At 67.0% G+C, this 25,436-nt stretch carries 21 protein-coding genes and 1 pseudogene; 6 read left to right on the plus strand and 16 right to left on the minus strand.

What is annotated here, in order from left to right; all coding sequences use genetic code 11:
* Positions 1-116: 116 nt before the first annotated feature.
* Together J2T23_RS08525 and J2T23_RS08530 are read left to right on the plus strand one after the other, a co-directional pair.
* Positions 117-728: a TetR/AcrR family transcriptional regulator gene (locus J2T23_RS08525; protein ID WP_307358940.1), complete on the plus strand. Its 612-nt coding sequence runs from the start codon at positions 117-119 to the stop codon at positions 726-728.
* 38 nt (positions 729-766) lie between these two features.
* Positions 767-1,804: a DMT family transporter gene (locus tag J2T23_RS08530; protein WP_307359055.1), complete on the plus strand. Its 1,038-nt coding sequence runs from the start codon at positions 767-769 to the stop codon at positions 1,802-1,804.
* On the opposite strand, the gene J2T23_RS08535 is transcribed toward J2T23_RS08530, so the two are convergent.
* The 3 genes from J2T23_RS08535 to J2T23_RS08545 all read right to left on the minus strand — a co-directional run bounded on the left by J2T23_RS08535 (position 1,715) and on the right by J2T23_RS08545 (position 3,771).
* A complete protein-coding gene (locus tag J2T23_RS08535; protein ID WP_307358942.1) occupies positions 1,715-2,011 on the minus strand; it encodes a DUF3040 domain-containing protein in 297 nt (98 codons plus the stop codon). The two genes, J2T23_RS08530 and J2T23_RS08535, sit on opposite strands and share 90 nt — an antisense overlap.
* A 96-nt stretch (positions 2,012-2,107) precedes the next feature.
* A complete protein-coding gene (locus J2T23_RS08540) occupies positions 2,108-2,632 on the minus strand; it encodes a DUF488 domain-containing protein (protein ID WP_307358943.1) in 525 nt (174 codons plus the stop codon).
* A gap of 92 nt (positions 2,633-2,724) precedes the next feature.
* Complete coding sequence (locus J2T23_RS08545; RefSeq protein WP_307358945.1) at positions 2,725-3,771, minus strand: aldo/keto reductase; 1,047 nt, start codon at positions 3,769-3,771, stop codon at positions 2,725-2,727.
* A gap of 177 nt (positions 3,772-3,948) precedes the next feature.
* Here J2T23_RS08545 and J2T23_RS08550 point away from each other — a divergent pair, with 177 nt between their 5' ends.
* Together J2T23_RS08550 and malQ are read left to right on the plus strand one after the other, a co-directional pair.
* Positions 3,949-4,683 (plus strand): GAF and ANTAR domain-containing protein, encoded by a 735-nt coding sequence (locus tag J2T23_RS08550; RefSeq protein WP_141183096.1) that lies wholly within the window; start codon positions 3,949-3,951, stop codon positions 4,681-4,683.
* 170 nt (positions 4,684-4,853) lie between these two features.
* Positions 4,854-7,076: a 4-alpha-glucanotransferase gene (malQ, locus tag J2T23_RS08555; protein ID WP_307358950.1), complete on the plus strand. Its 2,223-nt coding sequence runs from the start codon at positions 4,854-4,856 to the stop codon at positions 7,074-7,076.
* Between the two features lie 70 nt (positions 7,077-7,146).
* Here the strand turns inward: malQ and J2T23_RS08560 are convergent, their stop codons facing one another.
* Together J2T23_RS08560 and J2T23_RS08565 are read right to left on the minus strand one after the other, a co-directional pair.
* Complete coding sequence (locus J2T23_RS08560; protein WP_307358951.1) at positions 7,147-10,293, minus strand: alpha-amylase family glycosyl hydrolase; 3,147 nt, start codon at positions 10,291-10,293, stop codon at positions 7,147-7,149.
* A gap of 184 nt (positions 10,294-10,477) precedes the next feature.
* Positions 10,478-11,539 (minus strand): lactonase family protein, encoded by a 1,062-nt coding sequence (locus J2T23_RS08565; RefSeq protein ID WP_307358953.1) that lies wholly within the window; start codon positions 11,537-11,539, stop codon positions 10,478-10,480.
* Positions 11,540-11,711: 172 nt separating this feature from the next.
* Between J2T23_RS08565 and J2T23_RS08570 the strand changes: the two genes are divergently transcribed.
* Complete coding sequence (locus J2T23_RS08570) at positions 11,712-12,599, plus strand: putative protein N(5)-glutamine methyltransferase (protein ID WP_307358955.1); 888 nt, start codon at positions 11,712-11,714, stop codon at positions 12,597-12,599.
* Positions 12,600-12,729: 130 nt separating this feature from the next.
* Here the strand turns inward: J2T23_RS08570 and J2T23_RS08575 are convergent, their stop codons facing one another.
* The 11 genes and pseudogenes from J2T23_RS08575 to J2T23_RS08625 form a co-directional block, all read right to left on the minus strand.
* Complete coding sequence (locus tag J2T23_RS08575; protein ID WP_307358957.1) at positions 12,730-14,319, minus strand: HNH endonuclease signature motif containing protein; 1,590 nt, start codon at positions 14,317-14,319, stop codon at positions 12,730-12,732.
* Positions 14,320-14,537: 218 nt separating this feature from the next.
* Complete coding sequence (locus J2T23_RS08580; protein WP_141158448.1) at positions 14,538-14,939, minus strand: YtxH domain-containing protein; 402 nt, start codon at positions 14,937-14,939, stop codon at positions 14,538-14,540.
* Positions 14,940-15,064: 125 nt separating this feature from the next.
* Positions 15,065-15,331 carry a GlsB/YeaQ/YmgE family stress response membrane protein gene (locus J2T23_RS08585; RefSeq protein WP_141158447.1) on the minus strand — a complete coding sequence of 89 codons (267 nt, stop codon included), beginning with the start codon at positions 15,329-15,331 and terminating at the stop codon, positions 15,065-15,067.
* A 132-nt stretch (positions 15,332-15,463) separates the two neighbouring features.
* A pseudogene (locus J2T23_RS08590) lies at positions 15,464-16,296 on the minus strand (aldo/keto reductase).
* Between the two features lie 82 nt (positions 16,297-16,378).
* On the minus strand, positions 16,379-17,935 hold the full coding sequence (locus J2T23_RS08595) for a long-chain-fatty-acid--CoA ligase (protein WP_307358962.1): 1,557 nt from the start codon (positions 17,933-17,935) through the stop codon (positions 16,379-16,381).
* 23 nt (positions 17,936-17,958) lie between these two features.
* Entirely contained in the window at positions 17,959-19,155 is a 1,197-nt protein-coding gene (locus J2T23_RS08600; protein WP_307358964.1) for an acetyl-CoA C-acetyltransferase, read from the minus strand.
* A gap of 50 nt (positions 19,156-19,205) precedes the next feature.
* Positions 19,206-20,462, minus strand: a complete 1,257-nt coding sequence (locus tag J2T23_RS08605; protein ID WP_307358966.1) for an acyl-CoA dehydrogenase family protein — start codon at positions 20,460-20,462, stop codon at positions 19,206-19,208.
* A 128-nt stretch (positions 20,463-20,590) separates the two neighbouring features.
* Positions 20,591-21,301: a TetR/AcrR family transcriptional regulator gene (locus tag J2T23_RS08610; RefSeq protein WP_307358969.1), complete on the minus strand. Its 711-nt coding sequence runs from the start codon at positions 21,299-21,301 to the stop codon at positions 20,591-20,593.
* 81 nt (positions 21,302-21,382) lie between these two features.
* On the minus strand, positions 21,383-22,405 hold the full coding sequence (locus J2T23_RS08615) for an NAD-dependent epimerase/dehydratase family protein (RefSeq protein ID WP_307358976.1): 1,023 nt from the start codon (positions 22,403-22,405) through the stop codon (positions 21,383-21,385).
* Positions 22,399-23,370, minus strand: a complete 972-nt coding sequence (locus J2T23_RS08620; RefSeq protein ID WP_307358979.1) for an aldo/keto reductase — start codon at positions 23,368-23,370, stop codon at positions 22,399-22,401. The genes J2T23_RS08615 and J2T23_RS08620 overlap by 7 nt, the downstream gene beginning before the upstream one ends.
* Positions 23,371-23,425: 55 nt before the next feature.
* The gene (locus tag J2T23_RS08625; RefSeq protein ID WP_307358981.1) at positions 23,426-24,247 is read right to left on the minus strand and encodes an aldo/keto reductase; all 822 of its coding nucleotides are present in this window, start codon (positions 24,245-24,247) and stop codon (positions 23,426-23,428) included.
* A gap of 202 nt (positions 24,248-24,449) precedes the next feature.
* Here J2T23_RS08625 and J2T23_RS08630 point away from each other — a divergent pair, with 202 nt between their 5' ends.
* Positions 24,450-25,349: a helix-turn-helix transcriptional regulator gene (locus tag J2T23_RS08630; RefSeq protein ID WP_307358983.1), complete on the plus strand. Its 900-nt coding sequence runs from the start codon at positions 24,450-24,452 to the stop codon at positions 25,347-25,349.
* Positions 25,350-25,436: the final 87 nt, after the last annotated feature.

Here is a 25,436-nt window from a genome sequence, read left to right on the forward strand (position 1 = left end):
GGTGGGAGTCCCGGGTTGCGGCAAGTCCCCCGCCGGCGAGCCGGGCCACCCAGGGCTTTCACGCACGCACGTTGGTAGGTAGACTGGTCTACCTACCAATGTGCGAGGAGTGAACCATGGCTGCAGCAGGCCTCCCAACCCAAGGCCTCCCGGCCCCGGCACGGCGCCCGGCCCGCGAGCTGCTGCTGGAAGCTGCCGCACGGCTTTTCTATGCCAACGGCGTCGCAGCCACCGGGATCGACACCATCACGGCCGAGGCCGGAGTGGCCAAAAAGAGCCTCTACAACAACTTCAGTTCCAAAGCGGAGTTGGTGGCCGCCTACCTGGAGGCCAGGCATGAGGAATGGCTGGGCCTGTACCGCCGGCGGCTGGAGACGGCGAAAACGCCGCGGGACCAGGCCCTGGCGGTCTTTGATGCCTACCTGGACCACGCCAACTTTGCCTACCGGCACGGCTTCCGGGGATGCGGCCTGCTCAACGCCGCCGCGGAACTGCCGGCCGGCGATCCCGGGAGGGACGCTGTGCGCCGCCACAAGGAGGAGGTCCAGGGGCTCCTGGCCGCGCATGTGGCGGGGTTGTTGCCGGGACGGGAAGAGCTGGCCCCCGCCACCGCGGCGCACCTGGCTTTCCTGCTCGAGGGTGCCATGGCCAGGGCCGGGCTGGAAGGCGATGACGGTCCGCTGAAGGAAGCCAGGAGCATTGCCGGGCACCTGCTGGACGCCCTGTGAACGTCAGGCACCACCCCAAAGCCCATCTCCGGGGAGCAATGTGCGTGGTGGCGGCCTCCGTCCTTTGGGGCACCACCGGGACCGCGGCCACCTTCGCCCCCGGCGTGAGCCCGCTCGCCATTGGCGCCGTGGCCATGGGATTGGGCGGCCTGCTGCAGGCACTCTTCGCCGCACGGCACATCGCGGCCCAGGCGGGCAGCCTGCTCGGCCGGTGGCGCCTTGCGACTCTCGGTGCCGTGGCCGTGGCCGTCTACCCCTTGGCCTTCTACAGCTCCATGCACCTCTCCGGCGTTGCAGTGGGAACGGTCGTCTCAATCGGTTCCGCCCCTGTGGCGGCAGCCCTGATTGAACGTTTCGCGGACAGGAAACGGCTGGGCCGGCGATGGATCCTTGGGGCACTGCTGGGAGTCGGCGGCGCTGCGCTGCTCTCCTTCGCCGGGCACACGCCGGCAGGGCCTGCCCCAGCAGCAGCGGCACCGGCTGCTGCGGAAGCAGCCGCGGATTGGAGTCCGACGGCGGGAATCCTCCTTGGCCTGCTGGCCGGCACAACCTACGCACTGTACTCCTGGACGGCGCACCGCCTGGCGGCCACCGGGGTCACGTCCAGGGCTGCGATGGGGAGCATTTTCGGGCTGGGCGGACTCCTGCTGATGCCCGTCCTTGCGGTGACGGGCGGCCCGCTGCTGGAGTCCTGGGGCAACGTCAGTGTGGGTGCCTACATGGCTGTGGTCCCCATGTTTGCCGGGTACCTCCTGTTCGGCTGGGGCTTGGCCCGGGTGGGGGCCAGCACCGCCACCGGCATCTCCCTGCTTGAAACCGTGGTGGCAGCCGTCCTGGCCGTGCTGGTGGTGGGCGAAAGGCTCCCGGCCTCCGGGTGGCTTGGCGCCGCCGTCGTCCTGGCCAGCCTGTTCATCCTGGCGCCGCGCCCCCGCCCGGCAACAGTTCCAGCGGGGCAGCCGCGTGCAGCAGAACCTCCGGCGGCAGAATCAACCGGTGTGCTGCCGCCGGGCGCTCCGGGCCAGTACCGTGGGCCCCAGCAGCAGGCATGCCCCCAGCCCCAGCAGCAAAATCCCTAGCACCACTGCCCCCGGCGCGGGGATCCCGGCCCCGGCGAGGATGAGCACCGCGCCGATCAGGGCCGCCGCCATGCCCGGGAACAGGCCTGCAGGAAGACGACGTGCCGGATAGCCGGAGAGCAGTTCCATGGCCAGGTGGGGATCATCCACGATCAACCCCATTTCCAGCTCCTTGAGCAGGCGTCGCTCCTCGTCGGACATTGGCATGGCAGGCCCCTGCTTCCCTGGGAGGCGGTTTCGGTATCAAACCGTAGGAGCCTTCTACCACTTAGTCAATAGTTTCAGCCGCCCCCCGGGCTGCCCTCATCCCGGGACGTCGTAGCGCAGCTCATCGCCCACAACCCGGACTCCATGGGTGGGTACGTGGGGTACGGCCTTGCCGGGTGGCATGAGGTGTTCAACGGGCAGCCCGGCCAGCAGCACGCAATGATCGGCGATGAGGCGGCGGTGGCAGCGCCACCAGAGGGTTTCGCTGCACATGATCGCGGTCCGGGCCACCTGGGATCCGGCCGCCAGTTCTGCGGCTGCCGCCAGGAAGTCTTCACTGCGCATGTAGCCTGCATAGGCCCGGAAAGAGTTATTCCGGAGGGCCGTGTCCGGGGAGTCCGGGAGCAGTTTGCGGAAGCCGCCCAGCCGTTTCTCCCAGCGGTAGCCGATCCCCGCCTCCGGAAGCCACACCGACAGGCGGTCCTTTCCGAAATGCGGATACTTGCGGCTGCCCGGGCCTATCCGGACATCTACCAGGGACGTCACGCCGGCGGTCTGCAGCAGCGCTGTGAAGTCCTCTTGGGATCCAGTGCCGTGGCCGATCGTGAACAGCGTCTCCATCCCGGCCATCATAGGCAGGTGCGGCGCCGCCGTATCTGGCGCCGCCGTATCTGGCGCCGCCGCGTGGCGGGCGCCTGGCTCCGGGAAGCCGGCTACCGTCGTCGTAACTCCGCGAACTCGATGGATGGCACGATGGCGCCCGCGTCCCGCTCCACGAAGTTGGTGCCCGGGGGCACCAGGTCGTCGATGGCGTCGAGTACCGTCTCGGCCAGTTGGACGTCGGCGGCGCGAAGGTACGCCTGGAGGTGTTCTTCGCTCCGCGGACCGATGATCACGCTGCTGATGGCGGGATGCGTCAGGGCAAACCCTACGGCCAGGTCCACCAGGGACAGCTCCAGCTTGTCTGCCAGGCGGGCCAGCGAATCCTTGGCCAGCAGCTTGCGCTCGCTGGTGGGCCCGGACATGTCGTACCGGCCGGGAAGCGTGTGCACCCGGGTGGCGGGCTGGCCGGATTCCAGGACGAAGCTGCCGGAAAGCCAGCCGCCTGCCAGGGGTCCGTAGGCGAGGACACCCACGCCATACTGTTGGGCAATCGGCAGTACGTCGCGCTCGTTGCCGCGGACCAGCATGGAATACGGAACCTGGTTGCCCATCGGCGGGATCAGGTGGTTGGTGGTGGCCAGCCACTGTGCTTCCACCAGTTGGGCCGGCGTGAACACCGAGGTGCCGTAGTACAGGATCTTGCCCTGGCGGATCAGGTCGTTCAAGGTGGTGATGGTTTCCAGGACGTCGGTGTTGTAGTCCGGCCGGTGTGCCTGGTAGAGGTCGATCCGGTCTGTCTGCAGCCGGCGGAGGCTGCCTTCCACGGCCTGGGTGATCCAGCGCCGCGAGTTGCCGGAGTGGGCCGGGTTGGGGCTCATCTGGCCATGGAACTTGGTGGCCAGGAAGACGTCGTCCCTGCGTCCCCGGAGTGCCCGCCCCACCACCTGCTCCGATTCGCCCTGCGAGTAGACGTCGGCGGTATCAACCGCGGTGATGCCGGCGTCCAGCGCCGCATGGATGATCCGGATGCTTTCCTCCGCGCCGGTAGGGGCGCCCTGGCCGTTGCCGGTCCCCTCGCCGAAGTTCATGGTCCCCAAAGTGAGGGGGCTGATGGGGGTTCCCGACCGCCCGAACACGCGCAGTTCACTCAGGCTCATCTCCGGTCTCCTCCATTCAGTGGCCATGCCCTGGATCGTCACGACGCTACACAGATTCGGCAGGCCGGCACAGATTTCCGTTTTAGTCCTTCTCTTTTCGTCGCACGGAGTAACCAGAGCAGCGGGGATGACGAATTGTGGCGCCCAAACAGCCGGAAACAGCGCTTATATTGAGGCATGGGCACCCTCAATAACGATGAACCGTTCGTCCAGTTGCACGACCTCATCATCGGCAGCAGCAACGTTGCTGACTTCCTGTCCGAACTTTCGGCTGTTGCCGCGTCAACGCTCAGCGATGCCGCAGGCGTCTTTATCGAATGCGGGGTTACGCTCCGCCGCCGCAAGCGCAGCGCCACCATTGCCGGCAGCAGTGAACGGGCAGCCGTGCTGGACAAACTTGAGCAGGTCCTCGGGGAGGGGCCGTGCATCGCATCCCTGGACGCCATGCAGCCAATGATCCTGTCCGACGTTGAGACCGATACCCGGTGGCCCGAGTACCAGAAAGTGCTGGCTGACAACGGGTGCCGCAGCGTGCTGGGCGTTCCCCTGGCGCTGGATGCCGACCAGGCCGCCGCGCTGAACTTCTTTGCCGCGGAACCCGGCGTCTTTGCCCCCAACGTCCTCCGCACGGCGGAGGGGTTTGCCGACCTCGCCGGCAGGGCGTTGAGGCTGGCACTGCGGATCGCCGACGCCCAAAACCTGGCGGATGACCTGAAGGCCGCCATGGCGAACCGCACCACGATCGACCTGGCGTGCGGGGTGATCATGGCGCAGAACCGGTGTACCCAGGATGAAGCCATGGCCCTGCTCACCAAGGCGTCCAGCCACCGGAACCAGAAGCTGCGGGACCTGGCCGCTGAAGTCCTTGGCCGGGTGAGCGACGGGCCGGTGACCACGCACTTCGATCCGTAGCCGGCCGGATCCGCCCTCAAGCTTTTCCCGCCCCGCTGCATGCTGCGTGGCTTTCGCCCCTGCGCTGCCCTGCAATAATCTGAACCAACGGTTGTGCACGGGGGTGTGAGCGCCCGGCACGACAGGCAGCACTGTAAGTTCCGGGACCATCACAGACGAGGCGGACACCCATGACGGAAGCAGACCAGCAGCACGCAGCACGGCCAACGACGCCCGAAGATCCTCCTGCCGCTGCCCCCGGGACGGTGGATCCGCACCTGCTGCAGCAGCTGGCCGACGCGCATGGCGTGGGTACGTCCTTCCAGGGCTGGGACGGCCTGCCGCACTCCGTCGCCGAGGGCACGCTGATCAAGGTACTTGCCGCGCTGGGGGTGGAGGCCCACACCAACCAGCACATCGAAGCCGCCCTCGCCGAGGTGGAACTGGCGCCCTGGCGGCGGATGCTGCCGGCCGCCGTCGTCATCAAGCAGGGCGAACCGGCCCAGGTTCCGGTCCACGTGCGGGACGGTGCCACCGCGAGCCTCACCATCACCCTTGAAGGGGGAACCGGATCGCGGGAGGCGCTCCAGCAGGACATCTGGATCCAGCCCCGGGAGGTGGACGGCGTTTCCACCGGGCGTGCCACGTTCTCCCTGCCCGAGGACCTGCCTTTGGGGTGGCACACCCTGCACGCGGAGTCGGAGGGTGCCGCGGCCACTGCCGCGCTGGTGGTCACGCCTGCCAGGCTGGACACGACCAAGCCCCTTGAGGACCGCCGCGGCTGGGGGCTGGCCACGCAGCTTTATTCGGTCCGGTCCAAGCGGTCATGGGGCATCGGCGACTTTGCGGATCTTGCGGACCTGGCGGCCGTCAGCGGCGCACGCGGGGCCGACTATGTGCTGGTCAACCCGCTGCACGCCGCGGAGCCCGTCCCGCCCGTCCAGCCCTCGCCCTACTCGCCGTCCACCCGCCGGTTCTTCAACCCCCTCTATATCCGGATCGAGGCTATCCCCGAGCTGGCATACCTCCGGCCACGGAAGCGCGCGGCCCTGGAAAAGCTGCACGAGGAAGTGGCCGGCCTGAACAGGGACGGCACCCGGCTGGACCGTGACGCCGTCTACGCGGCCAAGCTGCAGGCACTGGAGATGCTCTACCACACCCGGCGTTCGCCCTCCCGGCAGGCCGCCTTCGAGGAGTTTTGCCGCGTCTCCGGCCCCGGCCTGGACGATTTTGCGCTCTGGTCCGCCATCCGCGAAGACCTTGCTCCCGCCGATCCGTTGTGGACGGATCCGGAGTGCGCCATCGGAACACCGGCCGCGGAGGCATTGCGGGAGCAATTGGCGGACCGGATCGGGTTCCACCGCTGGCTGCAGTGGATCTGCGACGAGCAGCTGGAAAGCGCGCAGCAGGCGGCGCTCCGCTCCGGCATGCGGCTGGGCGTGGTGCACGACCTCGCAGTGGGCGTGGACCACAACAGTGCCGACGCGTGGACACTGGGCCGTGTACTGGCCCCAAACACCAGCGTGGGTGCGCCGCCGGACATGTACAACCAACAGGGCCAGGACTGGGGCCAGCCGCCGTGGCACCCGGCCCGCCTGGCCGAAGCCGGCTACGAACCGTTCCGCAACATGCTGTCCAACGTGCTGCGCCACGCCGGCGGCATCCGCGTGGACCACATCCTGGGCCTGTTCCGGCTGTGGTGGATCCCCATCGGGAATGCGCCGGGGGACGGTGCCTACGTCCGGTACGACCACGAGGCCCTGATCGGCATCCTGGCCCTTGAGGCGCACCGTGCCGGTGCCGTGGTGATCGGGGAGGACCTGGGCACCTTCGAGCCCTGGGTGCGTGACTACCTCGCGGACCGCGGCATCCTGGGCACGTCCATCCTGTGGTTCGAGTACGACGGCGATTCGCCCCTTGCACCGGAAAAGTACCGTACACAGGCGCTCGCCAGCGTAAATACCCATGATCTTCCGCCCACGGCCGGCTACCTTGCCGGCGACCATGTGGGCCTGCGGAGCCGTCTTGGCCTGCTCGAGCGGTCCGAAGCGGAAGAGCGGGCCGAGCACAACGCATCCCTGGAGAAAATGTTCGCCCTGCTGCGTGAACGGGGCTACCTCTCCGAGGGGACTGCTGCCGGGGCCGGCCAGCAGTCCGCGGAGGAGCACACCATCGAGGCGCTGCACCTCCTGCTGGCCCAGTCGCCGTCGGTGTTGCTGGGCGTGGCGTTGGTGGACGCGGTGGGGGAGCGGCGGCTCCAGAACCAGCCCGGTACCACGGAAGCCCTGTATCCCAACTGGCAGGTTCCGCTGGGCGGCCCGGACGGCAGGCCGGTTTACCTTGACGACCTTCCCGGCAACAAGCGGTTCAACGCGCTGCTCGCCGCGGTGGAGGGATCCCTGCACGGATCCTGAGCAGCTGGTCAAAGAACGATGGCCCCGCCACTTCCTCAAGCGGCGGGGCCATGGTGCCTTCTCCGCTGGCCTAGCCTGCGGTGATCACGTGGGTGACGTGGTCGTACCGGAAGGTGACCGGGCCGCCGTCGTGCTCAAACACGATGTTGGCCCCGGGCGTTGCGCCGCCGGCCCCGTAACTGGCGTCCCAGGACTTGTTGAGGGCCGCCTTGAACTCGTAGCTCCCTGCCGGCAGGTCCGGCACGGTGAGCTTCCAGACGAGGTCTGCCGGGTCCAGGGCCAGCTGGGCTTGCTGGCAGGCCGGCTCCCAGTCGGTGGCGCAGCCCAGCTCGCTGTCCATGCTTCCCGCCGCCGCCACGGCGGACGGCTGCTGTGAGGCGTAGACGGCGCTGAGCAGGTGCGTGCTGTTGTCGTAGCGGAAGGTGACTGGTCCGCCGGGATGGTCCAGCACGATGTTCTGGCCATTGAACTGGCCGTCGGCACCGTAGTTTTCGTCCCAGCCGCCGTTGAGCGCTGCCTTGTATTCGTACTTCCCGGCCGGCAGGTCGGCGGTCAGCCGCCAGATGCGGTCCGCCGGGTCCAGGACCATCTTTGCCTGCTGGCATGTGGGATCCCACTGCGCCGTACAGCCCATGGCCTGGTTCAGTGATCCGGCCACAGAGACCGAATCGGGTTGCGGGGCCTGGCCCACGGTGACGGTCCGGGTGCCGCTGGTGACGTTGAAGCCCGTGCCGGCCATGACGGCACGGTATTGGACCTTCGTGCCGTCAGCCAGCGTGGAAACATCATCGGTTGCCGAATACACCGGGGACGAGGAATCGGTGCCCACCGCGGTCCAGTTCCCGCCGTTGACGCTGCGCTCAAAAGACACAACGTTGCTCGCCTTCTCGGGATCGGCAGTGGCGCTAAGTTCCACCTTTCCCTCCACACTGCTGCCTTCGGCGGGCTTCTGCAGGGTCAGGACCGGCGCGGGGACGCTTGCCTGACGGCTCTGGCTGGCGGCGGTATGGCCGCCGTTGTCCAGCACGGTGGCGCGGTACTCCAGGGCTGTGCCGGCGTCCAGGTCCGCGACGTCGTGGAACACCTGGTACGGGGCGGTGTCATCCGTGCCGATCGGCTGCCATTGGCCGCCGGCCGTCCGGGCTTCGAAGGTGACCTCATTGAACGAAGAACCGTCGACGTCGGCCGTCACGTTGATGCGCCCGTTGTCGCCCGGGGCTGCGGCCGGCTGCTGGAGGGCGACGGCGGGCGCAGCCTTCGAGTGCGGGATCCGGCCTGCGGATTCGTAGACGACGGCGGAGAGCGGCGGCACGGTGACCGTCAGCTTGGCATCCTCCGAGGTTTTGGCCTCGTCGGGTCCTTCGCCGTAGATCCGCGTGTAGCTGCGCTTGGCGATGTAGGTGGGGATGGGGGCTGTCTGCGGCTGGGCGCTGTTGTTCAGCGCGACCACGTATTCGCGCTGGTCCTGGGCGTCCGTGCGGGAGAAGGCGTAGATGCCGGGGCCATCCGAGGCGTAGCGGTGCTGGTGGGCGCCGTTCCGCAGTGCGGGATGCTCCTTGGTCAGGGCAGCCAGCTCACGGATTTTGGCGTACAGCGGGTGGCTCGGGTTGAAGTTGTCTGTGGCGTGCGTGGCATCGGTGCCCAGCAGGTCGTCGTCAAGGTACTCCGGCACCTTGCTGGCGAAGAGCGTCTGGCGGGCGTCCTGGTCCCCGCCGGGGCCGGTGAAGCCCTGCTCGTCGCCGTAGTAGACCACCGGGTTGCCGCGGGAGAAGTACATCAGCTCGTGGGCCAGTTCGTCGCGGGCCACCTTCTCGGCGTCGCCGGCCGCCGGGTTGTCCTGGCTGATGAAGCTGCCGATGCGGCCCATGTCGTGGTTGCCCAGGAAGGTGGGGAGCTCGTAGACGTTGGAGTCGGCGTCGGTGTACCAGTCGTCGCCGGCGAAGAAGGTTTGCAGGGCCCTGGCGTCCTGGCTCTTGGATGCGAAGTTGCGGGCCGCGTCCTGGAAGGGGAAATCCAGGACTGCCTGCATCTTGTTGCGGGTGGTGAACTGCGAGGTGAAGCTCTTGCTGGTATCGAAGACCTCGCCGAACATGAAGAAATCGTCCTTGCCGTGCTCTTTGGCGTAGGTGAGGACATTGGGGCCGAATTCCTGCCAGAACTCGTTGTTCACATGCTTCATGGTGTCGATGCGGAAGCCGTCCACGCCGAAATCGCCGATCCAGGACTTGTAGATGTCCTCCATGCCGTGCACCACTTTGGGGTTTTCGGTGAACAGGTCATCGAGGCCGAAGAAGTCCCCGTACATGGAGTCCTCGCCGGTAAAGGTGGTGTCGCCACGGTTGTGGTACAGGGTGGTGTCGTTCAGCCAGGCCGGGACTTTGAGGTTTTCTTCGCCCGGTGCCAGGACGGGCTTGTAGGGGAACGAGGTGTTCGCGTCCAGTTGGGGGAAGGTGCCGGTGCCGGCGTAATCGCGGTCGTCGAAGGGTTCGCCGGAAGCTGTTTTGTAGGGGACGGTGTCCTTGGACACGTAGCCCTTGCGGTCGCCTTCCTGGTAGCCGATGACGTCAGCGGTGTGGTTGGTGATGATGTCGAAGTACACCTTCATGCCGCGTGCATGGGCCTCGTCGATGAGGCCCTTCAGTTCGTCATTGGTTCCCAGGTGCGGATCGATCTGGGTGAAGTCGGTGACCCAGTAGCCGTGGTAGCCGGCTGACTTGTCCTCCGGCTGGACTGCCTTGTTCTTGAAGCTGGGGGTCAGCCAGATCGATGTGGTGCCCAGGCCCTGGATGTAGTCGATCTTATTGCGGAGGCCGACCAGGTCGCCGCCGTTGTAGAAGCCCTTCTTCGTGGGATCGAAACCGGAGACCATGGGGTCGGGTCCGAGGCCGCCCTGGTCGTTTGCGGTGCTGCCGTTGCTGAAGCGGTCCGCCATGACGAAGTAGAAGTTTTCGTCGGTAACGGGACCGCGGAGCGAATGCAGGGCTTCCGCAGAGCCTTGGTTCTTGGTGCCGGGGTCCTTGGAACCCGGGCCGTTAGGGGCGGCATGGGCGGGGAGGACTGCGGCGGAGACGGCGACGGCGGCCGCAAGAAGACCGGCCGCGGAGCGGGCTGCAACGCGTTTCCGGGTTGGCTTGGTTGTTGAGGGGCGAATTGTTACGGCTGGACTGGCCGGCTGGTGGGCGCGTGGGGGAGCGCCGGGAGGGGTGCGGAATAGCAAGGGTGAGACCTTCCTGGGAAGCAGCGCTGCTGTACAGGCTTGCCGTTGACATGGGGATGCGGCAGGAGGGTTCGAAGGACAGCATGCTGCCTTGTGAACCGAGTCACAACTGTAAGCGCTTGCACTGAATTACTCCAGTGTTTAGGGAAGGGGACCTTCGGGTGGATCCGCCGGGGCAGCAGCGCTATCCCGCGGCTACCACTGCGGTGGGCGACGGGACGTTGACGGTGTGCCTGATTGGTCCGGGGAGGCCGGTGATGGGATCCAGCTCAAACGTGGCGATGTTGTGTGAGCGTTCATGCGCCACGTGGAGCAAGTTCCCGCGGACCATGTGGTGGCGCGGCCAGTTCCCGCCGCTGTCAAAGTCCTTGACGGGAATCAGTTCGGTGCCGTCCCCGGAGACTTCCAGGACACTGATGAGGTTGGACCCGCGAACGCCGGCATAGGCGAAGTTTCCTTGCGGGCCCAGGCAGATCTCGGCTGCGGAGTCGCCTTGCTGGCTTCCGCCGGCCGTCGCGGGTCCGCGGAATACCAGCTCGTAGGTGCCGGCCTCGGGGCGGACTACGAAGACTTCCACGGAGTACTCCGAAACTATGAAGACGTTCCCGTTCTGGTGCTGCACCAGGTGCCGCGGGCCACTGCCATAGGGGAGGACGACCTCGTGGTCCGCCACCAGCCCGGCGCCTGCCTGGTAGGTCCAGATACGGAGGGTGTCGTGGCCCAGGTCGGTGGTCATGATGCGTCCGTCCAACAGCATCAGGCTGGCGTGGGCACGGCTTTGCCTGGGGCTTCCGGGCGGGAGGGCGGCGTGGGGATCAACCGATGGTGCGGCGGGAAACCGCCGGGTCATGCCGCCGTCGGAATCCAACTCGTAGAGGAGGACCTGCCCGTCGCCCCAGCAGGCGGCAGTAACAAAGCGGCCGTGCGGGTCAACGGCAACATGGCAGGTCGCCTCGCCGGCAAGCTGCGGTTCCCCGTGGGCCTCCAAAGCGGCTTCGCCGTGCCGGCGGTACGCCTGGACTTTCCCGCGCTGTTCGGCCGCCGCGTACACCGCCGGCAGGGTTGGGTGTACAGCAACGAACGACGGCGATTGTGCTTCGACGGCCGTTCCCAACCATTCCAGGCTGCCGTCCAGGTGCGCGCGGACGGCGCCGATACCGTCCGCGCGGCCGCCGCCGTCGGGCGTATACGTGCCGATCCACAGGATATTGGTGGCTGGACTGTTGTTGGCTGCGCCGTTGGTCATGGTCCAATCCTGCCAAGGTTTCACCCCCTATTCCCGTACCCCGGGGCGCCGATTAGCATGGGGTTTCCGGCAGTGGAAGAACGGAGGCGGGCGTGGTCAGGGCTGAATTGACGTCGATTGTCCGCACCGGGCGCTCTCCGGAGCCCTGGGCCTGACCGGCGTGGAGGTGACCATGGGCTGCCCGGAGGGCGGTGTTCAGCCTCCTCCCGGCTCGCGCGCTGTCCATGGCCAGTCCGCGCCGCTGGGCTTCAACCAGATCGTGTCCCGGTTGCGGTCTGCCGGCTGTGTGTTCGCCGAAGATGAGGCCCGGCTCCTCCTCGCTGGGCGCGCCGGCCCCGCGGAACTTTCACTCAGTGTCCAGCGGCGGGTGGAAGGCGTCCCCTTGGAGCACATCCTTGGATGGGCTGGGTTTGCCGGCGGCCGTGTTGTGGTTGAGCCCGGCGTTTTCGTGCCGCGGCGACGCACGGAACTTCTGGTCAGCGAGGCCCTGGATCTGCTGCTTGGCGAGGCCTTGGGCCTGCCGCCGGACGCCGCACTGCCGGCGCCTCCGGTAGTGGTGGATCTCTGTTGTGGATCCGGGGCCGTGGGAACGGCCATCCTGCGAAGCGCCCCGCACGTGGAACTGCATGCAGCGGATATCGAGCCTGCTGCCGTAAGGTGCGCCCGGCGGAACCTGGAGCCCCTGGGTGGCCAGGTTCATGCGGGTGACCTGTTCGCAGCCCTGCCGCGTGAACTGCGTGGCCGAATCCGGGTGCTCGTGGTCAATGCTCCCTACGTGCCCACGGAGGCAATCCGAACCATGCCCCCCGAAGCGCGGTTGTACGAACCTGCGGCATCCCTCGATGGCGGTCCTGACGGACTGGACTTCCACAGGCAGGTTGCCACTGAGGGTGTTCACTGGCTGGCGCCCGACGGTCATCTTTTTATCGAGACCAGCGAGCAGCAGGCAGCCGCCACCTCCGACATCCTGGCCGCCGCCGGGTTCGGCACACGGACAGTCCATTCGGAGGAAGTGGACGGCACCGTGGTCGTCGGGCGCGTGGCGGCAGGAACCCACTGACACCGTCCTCCCCCTCCCCAGTATCCGGCCTGCCGCCTGGAGGATCGAGCCAACCAGCCCAGCAGCCGTGGACCGCACGTAACGATCCTTCTAAACCGTCCGGAAACCCCAGTACGCCAGGCTGCGTTCCCTATTCGTGTTGATGGGGTGGTGGTGGGGGTTTGAAGTAGTGGTTTTGTTGGGGTTTTTGGGTGGGGTCGAGGTGGCGTGGGGGGATGAAGGCGGGTGTGCCGGTGGTGGTGGTGATGGTCCATTGTTCTTTGTGGATGAGGTGGTGGTGGTGGCTGCAGAGCAGGACGCCGTTGTTGGTGGTGGTGGGTCCGCCGTGTGACCAGTAGGTGATGTGGTGGGCTTCGCACCAGGGTGCGGGGATGGTGCAGCTGGGGAAGGCGCAGCCTTGGTCGCGGGTGGTGAGGGCGGTGCGTTGGGCGGGGGTGAAGAGCCGAGTCTTGCGGCCGAGGTCGAGGATTTCGCCGCGGGTGCCCAGGAGGGCGGGGATGATGTCGGCGTCGCAGGCGATTTTGCGCAGGGTGGCCGCGGCGACGGGGCCGGTGAACGCGAAGGTTCCTGTCCCTGCTTCCGCGCTGTGGTCTTTTCTTGCGGAGGTGGCGGCATTGGTGGGGAAGAGGTCCCGGTAGTGGATGGTGGCGATGATTTGGGGTCGGTTGCCGCCGGTGGTGGGCAGGGTGTTGGTGGTGAGGGCGGTTTTGGCGGCGGTGATGAGGCCGTCGAGTTGTTGTTGGGCGCGGGTTCGCCGGTCCAGGTCGGGGAGTTCGGTGTTCCCTCTTGCCGTGCCGGTGGTGGTGCGGGGGTTGGTGGCGGTGTTCATGACGGTGAGGAGGTGTTCGTATTGGTCGGTGGTGGCGAAGATTTCGAGGTGGTGCAGGCCGTGGCGGGGTTTGCGGATGAAGGCGCCTTGGGTGTTGCGGAGGGTTTCTTCGGTGGGTTCGGTGCCGTCGGCGTCGATGGTGTCGGTCCAGCGTTGGGCCAGGCGGGTGAGGAAGTCGGGGTCGGTGGTGGTGGCTGCGGTGGTGAGGTGCTCTTCGATCCGGTCCAGGGTCTCTGGGGTGGTGTGGTGTTGGAGCCGGTCCAGGGTGGCGGTGATGAGGGTCGCGGCGTGGGAGGACACGGCGGTGCCCTGAATCATCCGGGAAGGGTCGATGGAGTCCGTGCCGGGTGTGAGGGCGGCGGCGAGGTGGGGCCGGGGTGGTGGGAGTGGTTCGCCGGTCAGTGTGGTGCCGGGGAGGGTGTGCTGTGCGAGGGTGAGTCGGCGGCGGGCTTCGCGGATGGGGATCCGAAGCCGGAGGCGGAGGAACTCTGCGGTGTTCCGGCACCCGTCATCGGCCGGTGAGGGCACGGTAGCGTGGGTGGTCCGGGCCGCGGCCTGGGTGATGGCCTGGGTACGGGTCCGCTCCACGGCACCGGCGGCCAGGAGCTGAAGATACTCCACGGTGCGGGCCAGTTCCTCGGCGTGGCCGGCGTAATCGGCCGCCTCGCTGTAGGTGGCGATGGCCAGCAGGCCGGGGGCGGCCAGGGCGGCGGTGGCGAGTTCTTCGGCAAGCGCCCCGAGGATGGCAGGGCCGGATCCCTCCCCGCCGGGGACGGCGCGAAGGCGGGCCGGACCCGTCCGCCGGCTGCCGGCGTCGTCCGCGTTCCCGCTGAACAGCCCGCCGTACAACACACCGAACGACTCATCCAGCTGCTCCCCAACTGCCTCCATGACCACACTCTGCCAGCCGCCACTGACAATGAAGAGACCCCACAACCCCTATGTGGAAAACGGGGAAACTGCGATGGGTGTGCCAGTTAAAAACCGCCGGCCGCCGCGTCCCCCAAGGATCGCGACGGCCGGCAAGGCGATTCAGTTGTAGCACAAAGGCTGGTCATTCCCATGTCATGCGGCGGGACCAGCGTCATGGATGACCGGTGAAGCGTCGATTAGGACTTCGTGGCGGTCCCATCGGAGGTACCAAAGTTGGTGGTCTCCGGGTGGGTGCTGTGGGCGGGGATGTGGTCCTCACCCAGGGCGTCGGCGGGGCCGGTACCCGTTGAAGGCCAAGCAGAAGTGCCTGCTGCAGCATGACCCGCAGAAGTGTCGCGGTGCATTGCAGAGCCGATCACTGTGCCTGCCCTGCGTGCGGCTTCCCCAAGCTGGTCGGCCACTTCAGGCGCTTTTTCCTTGATGGTTTCCGTCGCCACCGAGACTTTGTCCTGCACCGGCTTGCTGTCCCAGATGCCGGCCGCGCGGGCCTTCAGCTTGTCGTAGGCAGCACGGCCTGACCGCGATCCGAGGACGTAGCCCACGGCAACGCCTACACCCAAAAGAAGCTTGTTTTTCACGATGATCTCCTGCTCTGCGAGAAGGTTGTCAGTCCCGGCTAGGGGCGTGACGCCAGTTGCCGGGGAAAATGAAAGCCGGCCCGGGGATGATGTCCCCAGGCCGGCTTCCTGGCGTGCCCGTGCAGTTATCCGCGGGCGCTGCGCTTGGTGACCATGCCGTAAATGGCAAGGACGATCAGCGAGCCGACGATCGCCAGCAGCCACGTCTGGATCGAGAAGAACTCCTGCAGTCCACTGCCGAAGATCATCCCGCCCAGCCAGCCACCGAGGAAAGCGCCGACGACGCCCAGCACCATGGTGATGATCCAGCCGCCACCCTGGCGTCCCGGGAGGATCGCCTTAGCGATCGCACCGGCAATAAGTCCGAGAATCAGAAATGCAATAAATCCCATTTGAAGCTCTCTTCCTAAGTAAAGGAGGCCTCCGGGTCCCGGAGGCACTTCATCCTTCTGGCTCAATAGTAATCATGCTTACTATCTTTTTGCCAACCCCGTTTCTGGAAAAAAGTGCAGTTCAGGACGGTTTTAGTGCCCCGTCGTGTCCGAGTCATTGCCTGCCCTTGGGCCTTGGCCAGGGCCGTTAAATCAGCGAGATCCTGCGGGTCAAGGACGAAATCGAACACGTCCAGATTGTCGGCCATCCGGGTGGGGGAAGCCGTCTTGGGAATCGTTACCAATCCGTTTTGTACGTGCCACCGCAGAACCACTTGGCCAGCGGTTTTGCCATGCTTTTCCGCCAGCCGGGAGAGGAGGGGAGCGGCCAACAAACCTGCCCCCGACCCGCCCAACGGACTGTAGGACTCTGTCACAATGCCATGCCGGTCATGGAATTCCCGCTCTGCGCGCCGCGTGATAGCCGGGCTCAGCTGGATCTGGTTCACCGCCGGCACAACGTCAGTCTCCGCCATCAGTCGTTCCAGGTGCGCCGGCTTGAAGTTGGACACGCCTATAGACCGGACCTTCCCCTCAGCCTGCAGGCGTTCGAACGTCTGCCACGTGGAAACGTACTGGTCCCTGCCGGGAAGCGGCCAGTGAATCAACAACAGGTCCACGTAATCCAGGCCCAGGCGCCCCAGTGACCCTTCCAGGCCGGCCACCGCGCGGTCGAGGCCCTGGAACTCGCCGTCGAGCTTGGTGGTGATGAAGAGCTCGCCGCGATCCACGCCGCAGGCCCGGATGCCGTTCCCGACGCCGCGCTCGTTGCCGTACTTCACGGCCGTGTCGATGTGCCGGTACCCGGCTTCAACAGCCTGCACGACGGCGGCGGCCGCCTGTTCGTCGTCCAGCGGCCAGGTGCCAAGCCCCAGCTGCGGAATCCTGTTGCCGTCATTGAGGTGGATGAGCGGTGCAAGTGTCATGCGACCAGTCTGCCCCCTGCGGGTCGTCCCGGCTCCCGGTGCCCGCGATTCGGGACGGCCCGCAGCTTACTGCCGGTGGAGCCTAGGCCGGTTCCTCCGCCAGTTTCCGCTTCAGGATCTTGCCGCTGGGCCCCAGCGGGAGTTCGGAAAGTATCCTGACCACGCGCGGGTACTTGTAGGCCGCGAGCCGGGCGCTGGCGAAGTCCATCAGCTCGGTCTCGGTGACTGTCGCCCCCGCGTCCAGGACGATGGCGGCCGCGATTTCCTGGCCGTGGACGTCGTGCGGGACGCCGTACACGGCCGCGCTGACCACGGCCGGATGGGTCAGCAGGACTTCCTCCACCTCCCGCGGGTACACGTTGTAGCCGTTCCGGATGATCATGTCCTTCTTGCGGTCCACGATGGTGAGGTAGCCTTCATCGTCCTTGGTGCCAAGGTCGCCGCTGCGGAACCAGCCGTCCACCACGGCCTCGGCGGTGGCATCGGGCCGGTTGAGGTAGCCCTTCATCAGCAGGTGCCCCCGGATTACCAGCTCGCCGAGCTCCCCGTTGGGCAGCAGTTCGATCCGCTCGGTCACCTCGGGACGGGCGATCTCGATGTCGACGCCCCAAATGGGAATCCCGATGGTGCCGGGCCTCGGCTGCATGCCCACGTGGTTGAAGGCCGCCACCGGCGAAGTTTCCGTCAGGCCATACCCTTCATGGATTTCCACGCCGAAGACGTCGCGGAAACGGTCCATCACGGCGAGCGGAAGGGATGCGCCGCCGGAGATGCCGTACCGCAGCGCGGTGGGCCGTTCTGCCACGGTCTTGGCAGCTTCCAGGAGCGCCACATACATGGTGGGCACGCCAAGGAAAATGTTGACGTTGTGCCGTGCCAGCAGCTTCAGGGCATCCGGGCCCGTGAACCGGGGCATCAGGACGATGGTGGCCCCGGCGCGCAGGCCCGTGTTCAGCACCACAGTCTGGCCGAAGGTGTGGAAGAGCGGCAGCCCGCCGAAGAGGGTGTCGCCCGGCCGGAAGTCCATCACGCTGGTCAGCAGGACCGACGTCTGCTCCACCAGGGCGAAGTGCGTCCCCAGCGCACCCTTCGGCTTGCCGGTAGTGCCGGACGTGTACAGGATGGTGGCCGTGTCCGATGGGCGGCAGGGTTCGTACGTCCGGATCGGCTCCGCGGCGGCCGCCTCCGCTTCCAGCCGTGGAAACCCGCCGTCGTCGGGCGCCATGACCGTCAGCACATCGACCCCGCTGGCCGAAGCACCGGCAGCGCCCTCCGTGAGCAAGGGAGCGGCGCAGACGAGCAGCCGGGCGCCACTGTCCTGCAGGACGTATTCGATTTCGCGGGCCTTCAGCAGGGCGTGCACCGGGACGACGATCGCGCCGAGCGAGAGGATGGCGTAATACACCCGCGCGAAGTCCGGCACATTGGGGATCAGGACGGCGACGGCGTCTCCCGGACCAACGCCGCGGGCGCGCAGCGCACCGGCGTAGGCGCGGGTCTGGCGCCAGAGGTCGCCGTAGCTGACCTGGTCTTCACCGACGACCAGGGCGATGCTGCCGGGAGTCCTCTTGGCTGATTCAGCGAGGATCGCTGCGACGGAGATGGTGGCGAAGCCGTCGGCGGAGTTGGTGTTGGTCATGTCCTGCTTCTTCGTTGGGATGGTTACGCGGTGAGGATGAGGGCGTCACCTTGGCCGCCGCCCCCGCAGAGGGCCACGACGCCGGTGCCTCCGCCGCGGCGTTTCAGCGCCAGCGCCTGGTGCAGCACCAGGCGCGCGCCCGAGGCGCCCACGGGGTGGCCCAGCGCGATGGCGCCCCCTTCGGCGTTGACGGTTTCGGCGTCGATGCCGAGATCGTTGGCGGACTGGATGAGGACTGACGCGAAGGCCTCGTTGATTTCCACCAGGTCCAGCTCCTGGACGGTCAGCCCCTGGTCCTTGAGCGCGCGTTCGATGGCCCGGGCCGGCTGGGAGTGCAGGGATCCGTCGGGGCCTGCGGTCTGGCCGTGGGCGCCGATCTCGGCAATCCACTCCAGGCCTGCTGCTTCCGCGGCTGCCTTGCTGGCAATGACCAGCGCCGCGGCGCCGTCGGAAAGGGGCGAGGACGACCCTGCCGTGATGGTGGCGGTGTCCGCCTTGGAGAACGCCGGGCGGAGTTGGGCCAGGGATTCCGCTGTGGTGTCCGGACGGATGCCCTCGTCGTGTTCAAGCGTCACGGCGGGTCCCTTGCGCTGCGGGATGTCGATTGGTGCGATCTCCTCCGCCATGATCCCGGCCGCGCGGGCGGCTTCGGCGCGCTGGTGGGACCGGGCCGCCACGGCGTCCTGCTCTTCGCGCGTGATTCCGCGTTCGGCGTTGCCGGAATCGGTGGCCTCACCCATCAGCTTCCCGCTGACCGGGTCCTGCAGTCCGTCATGGTTCAGGGAATCAAGCATGGGGGCATCGCCGATGACGACGCCGGCGCGCAGCCCGGGGACCAGGTGCGGTGCGTTGGTCATCGATTCCTGGCCGGCGGCCACGATGAAGTCGGCTTCCCCCGTGCGGATCATCCGGGCAGCGTCGATGACGGCGGTGAGTCCGGACAGGCAGAGCTTGTTGATGGTGATGGTGGGGACGTCCCAGCCGATCCCGGCGGCCAGGCTGGCTTGGCGTGCGGGACCCTGGCCCGCTCCGGCCTGGATCACCTGGCCGACGATGACGGCCCCGATCTGCTCCGGCGCCACGCCCGTGCGTTCCAGCGCAGCGCGGATGGCATGGGCGCCCAGTTCGCTGGAGGAAAAGGGCGTGAGGCCGCCGCGGAACCTGCCGAACGGGGTGCGGGCGCCGCCCAGGATGACGGGGGTGTTGGCGTTCTGGTTCAAGAACAGTCCTTTCGGGGGGATGGCGGGTGGCGGAGCCGGGTGGTCAAGGCTCAGGCGAAGGCGGAGGTACCGGTGATGCCGCGGCCGATGATGAGCGCCTGCATGGTTTCGGTGCCTTCGTAGGTGTGGATGGCTTCAATGTCGGCAAGGTGCCTGGCAACCCGGTTTTCCAGCAGGATGCCGTTGCCGCCCAGCAGGTCACGGGCGTTGGAAGCGATACCGCGCGCGGTCCGGGTGCAGGTGTACTTCACCAGCGATGCCTGCTCGGGCGTGAGCGTCCCGGCCTCATCCAGGCGCGTCATCTGCACCACCATCAGCTGCATGGTGGCCAGTTCGCTGAGCATCCGGGCCAGCCGTTCCTGGACGATCTGGGACGCGGCCAGCGGACGGCCGAACTGCTTGCGCTGCCTGGCGTACTGGACGGCCGTTTCGTAGCAGGCCGTGGCGTGGCCGACGGCGGACCAGGCAACGCCCAGGCGGGTCGCCAGCAGGACCCGGGCTGTGTCCTTGAAGGTACGTGCGCCCGGCAGGACGTTTTCTTCCGGGACGAAGACGTCCTCCAGACGGATGTGAGCCTGCCAGATGGCGCGGAGGGCAAGTTTGCCCTCGATCTTCCTGGCCGTGTAGCCGGGGGAGTCCTGTGGAACCAGGTAGCCGTGGACCTGGCCGTCGTCGCCCCGGGCCCAGACGACGCTGACGCCGCCCACGGAACCATTGCCGATCCATTTCTTTTCGCCGTTGAGCAGGAAGCCGCCCTCCGTGCGGGTGGCAGTGGTTTCCAGGGCCACCGAGTCGGAGCCATGGGTTGGTTCCGTGAGGGCGAACGCCGCGTATTCCGTGCCTTTGGCGATCGCGGGCAGCCAACGCTCCTGCTGTGCCGCGGATCCGCACTCGGCAACCGACCGAAGGGCCAGGCCGCCCTGGACCGCAATCATGGTGGCTACGGAACCGTCGCCCCGGCTGATTTCCATGTTCACCAAGCCGGCGGCCATGCTGCTCATGGGCGCGAAGCCCTCCACCGTGATGCCATCGCGGAGCAGGTCCAGTTCGCCCAGGCGGCGGAGGAGGTGCAGCGGGTATTCCCCGCGCTCCCAGTAGCCGTCAATGACAGGGAGGACCTCATCCTGGACGAAGTTGCGGGCTCGGTCCCAGTACCTGCGGTCCTCGTCGCTGACGCCGGCCAGGATGGATGCGGGGTCCGTCCCGAGGGCTTCGGTCAGGACATACTCCGGCTCTACCGTCCCGGACGGGAAGCCGGCAGGGTCTCCGGTGCCGGTGGGCGCGAGGCTGGGTGACGACGTCGTCATGTATCTGCATCCTTTGAATCAGCGGCGGCGCTGGGGCCGGGGCCGTGTGGCGTGCACCACACGGTTCAAGGATGCTATGATATGCAGTTCCACGTCAAGAAACTGAGTATCAAGGAGGCGGCAGCGAGCTAGGGAAGGGCGTCGAGGACGGCCTGGGCGATCGCTTCCCTGCCGGCCTGGCCCGGGAGAACGGTGACGACGACGGTCGGCGCGGGTTGTGCGGTGGCGGCGGCACCAAGGAGTGCGGGCCGGAAGGTTTCTGCCAGGGTACGAAGTTCGGCGGCGAGGGCTGCGGCCCTTTTCTGGTCCCCATCCCCAGCATCCGCGGGGTCGGGCGAGGCGCGGAGCCATTGCCGGAGGAAGGCATTATGCACGGCTACCACGGCTGCGGCGAAGGCCACGGCCTTGTACCCGCTCCGCCCGTCCTGCGGCAGCCGCTCGTTCAGGTATTGCAGGAATGCCCGCTCGTACCGGTGCGACGTGACCAGTTCCCGGTCCCTGAGGGCCGGAACCGCCTGCAGGAGCCCATACCGGGCCCGGGACGTATCGCGGTTCCGCACATGGTGTTCGAAGACCAGCAGTGCCGCGTCCGCGACGGCGGCCAGGGGCTCGAGCCTGGATTCCGCGAGCCGGTCATTCACCTGGCGCAGGATCCGTTCGTGGTCGGCGAAGACCACGTCCTCCTTTGACCCGAAGCGTCGGAAGAACGTGCTGCGGCTCATGCCCGAGGCTTCGGCAAGTTCCTCAACGGACGTTGCATCGAAACCCTGGCCGGCCAGGAGCGCGATGGCGGCGGCGACAGGTTTGTCGACGGGCTGTTCTGAAGGGGGCAACGTCATGCGCCGAAATTAGCACAGCCGGCAGGCGCCGCCGGGCCACCGCTGGATGCGGGAGGACCCAGCGGTGACTGCAGCGCAGGCTCAGGCGCCCTGCCGCGCCCAGCCGGTGAGCTTGTCCGAGAGCTGCATGAAGGCCTCGTTGACCTGCTGCAGCTCCGGGTGGCTGTCGTACCACTCAACAATCTCCCGTGCACCGTCCGCGAACGGGATCGTGGCCGTGTAGTCCGGGACCAGGGACTTGATCTTGGCGTTGTCGAAGACCACCGAATGGGACCGGTCGCCCAGGAGGTTGGAACCCAGTTCGGAGTCGTGGGCGGCGATGGTTTCGGACGCCACGTGGACCAGTTCGGGTTCCTTGGCGCCGGCCGCCCTCGCGAAGAGCCGGTAGATCTGGTTCCAGGGCAGGTATTCGTCGGAGGTGATGGTGTAGCTTTCACCGACTGCCTGCGGCCGGCCGAGCAGGCCCACGAACGCCTTGGCGAAGTCCCTGCTGTGCGTCAGCGTCCACAGGGAAGTACCGTCGCCGTGGACCATGACCGGCAGCCCGGCGCGCATCCGGTGAATGTCAGTCCAGCCGCCCACCATGGCGATCTTGGTGCGGTCGTAGGTGTGCGACGGACGCACCACCGTCAGCGGAAAGTCGTCCTCCCGGTAGGCCCTGAAGAGGAGCTCCTCGGACGCGATCTTGTCCCGGGAGTATTGCCAGAAGGGGTTCTTCAAAGGCGTGGATTCGAGGATCGGGAGCCTGGTGGGCGGCTTCTGGTATGCGGAGGCCGAACTGATGAACACGTACTGGCCCGTCCGCTCCCGGAACAACTCCATGCTGGTTTGCGCCTGGTCCGGAGTGTAGGAGATGAAGTCCGCCACGGCGTCGAACTCCCTCCCGCCCAGCACCTCCCGCACAGCCGCTGCGTCACGGACGTCCGCGTGCAGCACTTCCGTGCCTTCAGGGGCAGGCCTGCCTGACTGGCCGCGGTTCAAAATGGTCAGCCGGTGGCCCAGCGCGGCGGTGCGTTCTGCCGCCGCCGCGCTGATGACCCCGGTGCCGCCGATGAAGAGGATGCTCCTCGGCGCCACCGTCTCCGTGGCGGTTGGGCTCACCACGCGTAGTCTTCCGGTGCCGTACGGTGCCCGGGGAAGATGTCGTCCAACCGCTTGAGGGCGTCGGCGTCAAGGGTGACATCCAGTGCGCGGATGGCGGCGTCCAGCTGTTCCTGCGTGCGTGGGCCCACGATCGGCGCCGTCACCGCGGGTTGGTGCAGGAGCCACGCCAGGGCCACGTCGCCGGGTTCGTGGCCCAGTTCGTCCGCGAAGTCCTCGTACTCGCGGATCTGGCCCTCATGCTTCTTCAGCGTTTCCGCGGCCCGTCCTTCGGTGCGGCGGACGCCCTGGCGTTCCTTCTTCAGCACCCCGCCCAGCAGTCCGCCCTGCAGCGGCGACCAGGGAATGAGGCCCAGCCCGTACTGCTGTGCCGCCGGGATGACTTCCAGTTCCACCTGGCGCATGAACAGGTTGTAGATGGACTGCTCGCTGACCAGGCCGGTGTAGTTACGTCGGCGCGCTGCTTCCTGGGCCTGGGCGATGTGCCAGCCGGCAAAGTTGCTGCTGCCCGAGTACAGGATCTTGCCCTGCTGCACTGCCACCTCGATGGCTTGCCAGATCTCATCCCACGGGGTGTCGCGGTCAATGTGGTGGAACTGGTAGACATCGATGTAGTCGGTCTGCAGGCGCTTGAGGCTGGCATCGAGGGCGCGGCGGATGTTCAGCGCCGAGAGCTTCGACTCGTTGGGGCGGTCCGTCATGGTGCCGTAGAGCTTAGTGGCCAGGACGGTGTGCTCCCGGCGCTCGCCGCCCTTGGCGAACCACCGCCCGATGATTTCTTCGGTCCAGCCGCGGTGGTCGGCTCCGCCGTAGACGTTGGCGGTGTCGAAGAAGTTGATGCCGGCTTCATGGGCCGAGTCCATGATGCTGTGGGCGTCCGCTTCCTCGGTCTGCGGTCCGAAGTTCATGGTGCCCAGGCAGAGGCGGGAGACTTTCAGGCCGGAGCGGCCCAGATGGGTGTACTGCATGGAGAATCCTTTCAACGGGTAAGCCTGCCAAGCCGGTCGTTGGGCAGGCCGGAACCTACATCTGGGTGAAGGAGGCGACGGCGGGATCGGAGCCAATGCGCGCGCCGGACTCCAGTGCGGTGATGGCGGAGATTTCGTCCCCGGACAGCTTCAGGGACGAAGCCGCGAAGTTTTCCCGGATGCGGCCCGGGTTCGCAGACTTGGGAATGACGATGTTGCCGTTGGCCAGGTGCCAGGCGAGCACCACCTGGGCGGTGGTGGCATCGTGGGCGGCGGCGATCGAGGTGACGGCGTTTCCATTGAGGTCCCCGCCCTGCCCCAGGGGGCTGTACGCCTCGACGGCAATTCCCAGGCTGCGGCATTTGGCGGCAAGGTCTGCCTGCTGGTAGCTGGGGTGCAGCTCGAATTGGTTGACGGCGGGCACGGTTTCGGTGGATTGCAGCAGGGTGTCCAGGTGGTCGGAGAGGAAGTTGGAGACTCCGATGGCGCGGATTTCCTTGTTCTCGTAAAGCCGTTCCATCTCCTTCCATGCCTGGACGAAGAGGCCCTGCGACGGAACCGGCCAGTGGATCAGGTAGAGGTCGATGAAGTCCAGGCCCAGAGCCTTGCGGCTGTTCTGGAATGCCTCCTGCGCCCTGCCCTGCTCGCCGTTGCGCAACTTGGTGGTGACGAAGATGTCCTCGCGTGCGATGCCTGTGGCGGCGAGGGCTGCCCCGACTCCTGCTTCATTACGGTAGGCGGCTGCGGTATCGATGTGGCGGTAGCCCGCTTCCAGGGCGTCCTCCACGGTCCGCTGGGTCTCTTCCGGCGGGACCTGGAAAACACCGAAGCCAAGCTGGGGGATGGTGACGCCGTTGTTGAGTGTCAGCTCTGACATGGGAGTGCTCCTTTTGGAAGGTGGTGCCGGAGTTTGCTGCCGGCTGCCCCGCGGAAGAGAAATCGGTTTCCACTGGCTCACTCCTGAGCCTATGCATTTCGGTCCAGCAAGTCAGCAGGCAAGGCTGTTCCTGTTTTTCCTAGGACTGCCAGTCCTACCTTCGTGGTAGAGCGCGCCGTCCCACGCAGGCACAATGGTCTGCATGGGTCAAAGCGCCGAGTTCGGAAAATTCCTCAAAGCCATGCGGTCCCGGCTGAGCCCGGATGTCGCCGGGACGGGACCCACCACAGGGGCACGCAGGGTTCCGGGCCTGCGGCGGGAGGAAGTGGCGCGGCTGGCCGGCGTGAGCACGGACTACTACGTCCGGCTGGAGCAGGGCCGTAATATCCACCCGTCCCGCACGGTCCTGGACGCCGTAGCCAGGGCCCTCCGGCTGGACAGCAGCGAGCACGCGCACATGCTGGACCTGCTCGAGAACTGCGCCGGTGCTCCCCGCGAGCCCGGTGCCAACGCTGCCCAGGGTGTCCGGCCGGCGCTGCGCCAGCTCCTGGACGCGGTGGGGGAGGTTCCCGCCATGGTGCTGGGCCGCCGGAACGATGTCCTGGCCGGCAACCGGATGGCCTTCCTCCTGTTCACTGACTTCCCTTCGTTGCCCCCCGCAGAGCGCAACCTGACCCGCTGGACCATCCTGGACCCCGCGGCGCGGGAGCTGTTCAGGGACTGGAAGACGGTTGCCGCCGAAGCGGCAGGATCCCTGCGGCTGGACGTGGGCCGGCACCCCAATGATCCCCAGGCCAGCCATCTGGTGGGCGAACTGGCTGTCCACAGCGAACACTTCCGCCAGTGGTGGGCGGGGCACCGTGTGGCCACGCGGGCTGCCGGGACCATCCGGCTGCATCATCCGTCCGTGGGGGACCTGGAACTGAACTTTGAAAACCTGGTCCTGCCGGAGGATCCCGACCAGACGCTGAGGGTGTATTCCGCCCGGCCGGGGTCGCCGTCGTCGGACGCGCTGGCCCTGCTGGGAAGCCTCGGCGCCGGGCCGGACGTGGACCCGGAACGGGACGCCGCTGCCTCCACCCCGGCCGAAGCCGCGGGCTGAGCGGTCGGTCCGGGCGGGACCCGGGTGTGGGCCACTGTACATTCGTCCATCGAAGTGGGGTGATTCTGGCCAGCCGCCCATTGGTCG

This window comes from Pseudarthrobacter niigatensis (assembly GCF_030812615.1).
In the GTDB taxonomy this organism is placed as follows: domain Bacteria; phylum Actinomycetota; class Actinomycetes; order Actinomycetales; family Micrococcaceae; genus Arthrobacter; species Arthrobacter niigatensis.

Coding starts and splice junctions, on each gene's coding strand:
- J2T23_RS08525 (WP_307358940.1), top strand. CDS start 117: ATGGCTGCAGCAGGCCTCCCAACCCAAGGCCTCCCGGCCCCGGCACGG.
- J2T23_RS08530 (WP_307359055.1), top strand. CDS start 767: ATGTGCGTGGTGGCGGCCTCCGTCCTTTGGGGCACCACCGGGACCGCG.
- J2T23_RS08535 (WP_307358942.1), bottom strand. CDS start 2,011: ATGCCAATGTCCGACGAGGAGCGACGCCTGCTCAAGGAGCTGGAAATG.
- J2T23_RS08540 (WP_307358943.1), bottom strand. CDS start 2,632: ATGGAGACGCTGTTCACGATCGGCCACGGCACTGGATCCCAAGAGGAC.
- J2T23_RS08545 (WP_307358945.1), bottom strand. CDS start 3,771: ATGAGCCTGAGTGAACTGCGCGTGTTCGGGCGGTCGGGAACCCCCATC.
- J2T23_RS08550 (WP_141183096.1), top strand. CDS start 3,949: ATGGGCACCCTCAATAACGATGAACCGTTCGTCCAGTTGCACGACCTC.
- malQ (WP_307358950.1), top strand. CDS start 4,854: ATGACGGAAGCAGACCAGCAGCACGCAGCACGGCCAACGACGCCCGAA.
- J2T23_RS08565 (WP_307358953.1), bottom strand. CDS start 11,539: ATGACCAACGGCGCAGCCAACAACAGTCCAGCCACCAATATCCTGTGG.
- J2T23_RS08570 (WP_307358955.1), top strand. CDS start 11,712: ATGGGCTGCCCGGAGGGCGGTGTTCAGCCTCCTCCCGGCTCGCGCGCT.
- J2T23_RS08575 (WP_307358957.1), bottom strand. CDS start 14,319: ATGGAGGCAGTTGGGGAGCAGCTGGATGAGTCGTTCGGTGTGTTGTAC.
- J2T23_RS08585 (WP_141158447.1), bottom strand. CDS start 15,331: ATGGGATTTATTGCATTTCTGATTCTCGGACTTATTGCCGGTGCGATC.
- J2T23_RS08595 (WP_307358962.1), bottom strand. CDS start 17,935: ATGACCAACACCAACTCCGCCGACGGCTTCGCCACCATCTCCGTCGCA.
- J2T23_RS08605 (WP_307358966.1), bottom strand. CDS start 20,462: ATGACGACGTCGTCACCCAGCCTCGCGCCCACCGGCACCGGAGACCCT.
- J2T23_RS08610 (WP_307358969.1), bottom strand. CDS start 21,301: ATGACGTTGCCCCCTTCAGAACAGCCCGTCGACAAACCTGTCGCCGCC.
- J2T23_RS08620 (WP_307358979.1), bottom strand. CDS start 23,370: ATGCAGTACACCCATCTGGGCCGCTCCGGCCTGAAAGTCTCCCGCCTC.
- J2T23_RS08625 (WP_307358981.1), bottom strand. CDS start 24,247: ATGTCAGAGCTGACACTCAACAACGGCGTCACCATCCCCCAGCTTGGC.
- J2T23_RS08630 (WP_307358983.1), top strand. CDS start 24,450: ATGGGTCAAAGCGCCGAGTTCGGAAAATTCCTCAAAGCCATGCGGTCC.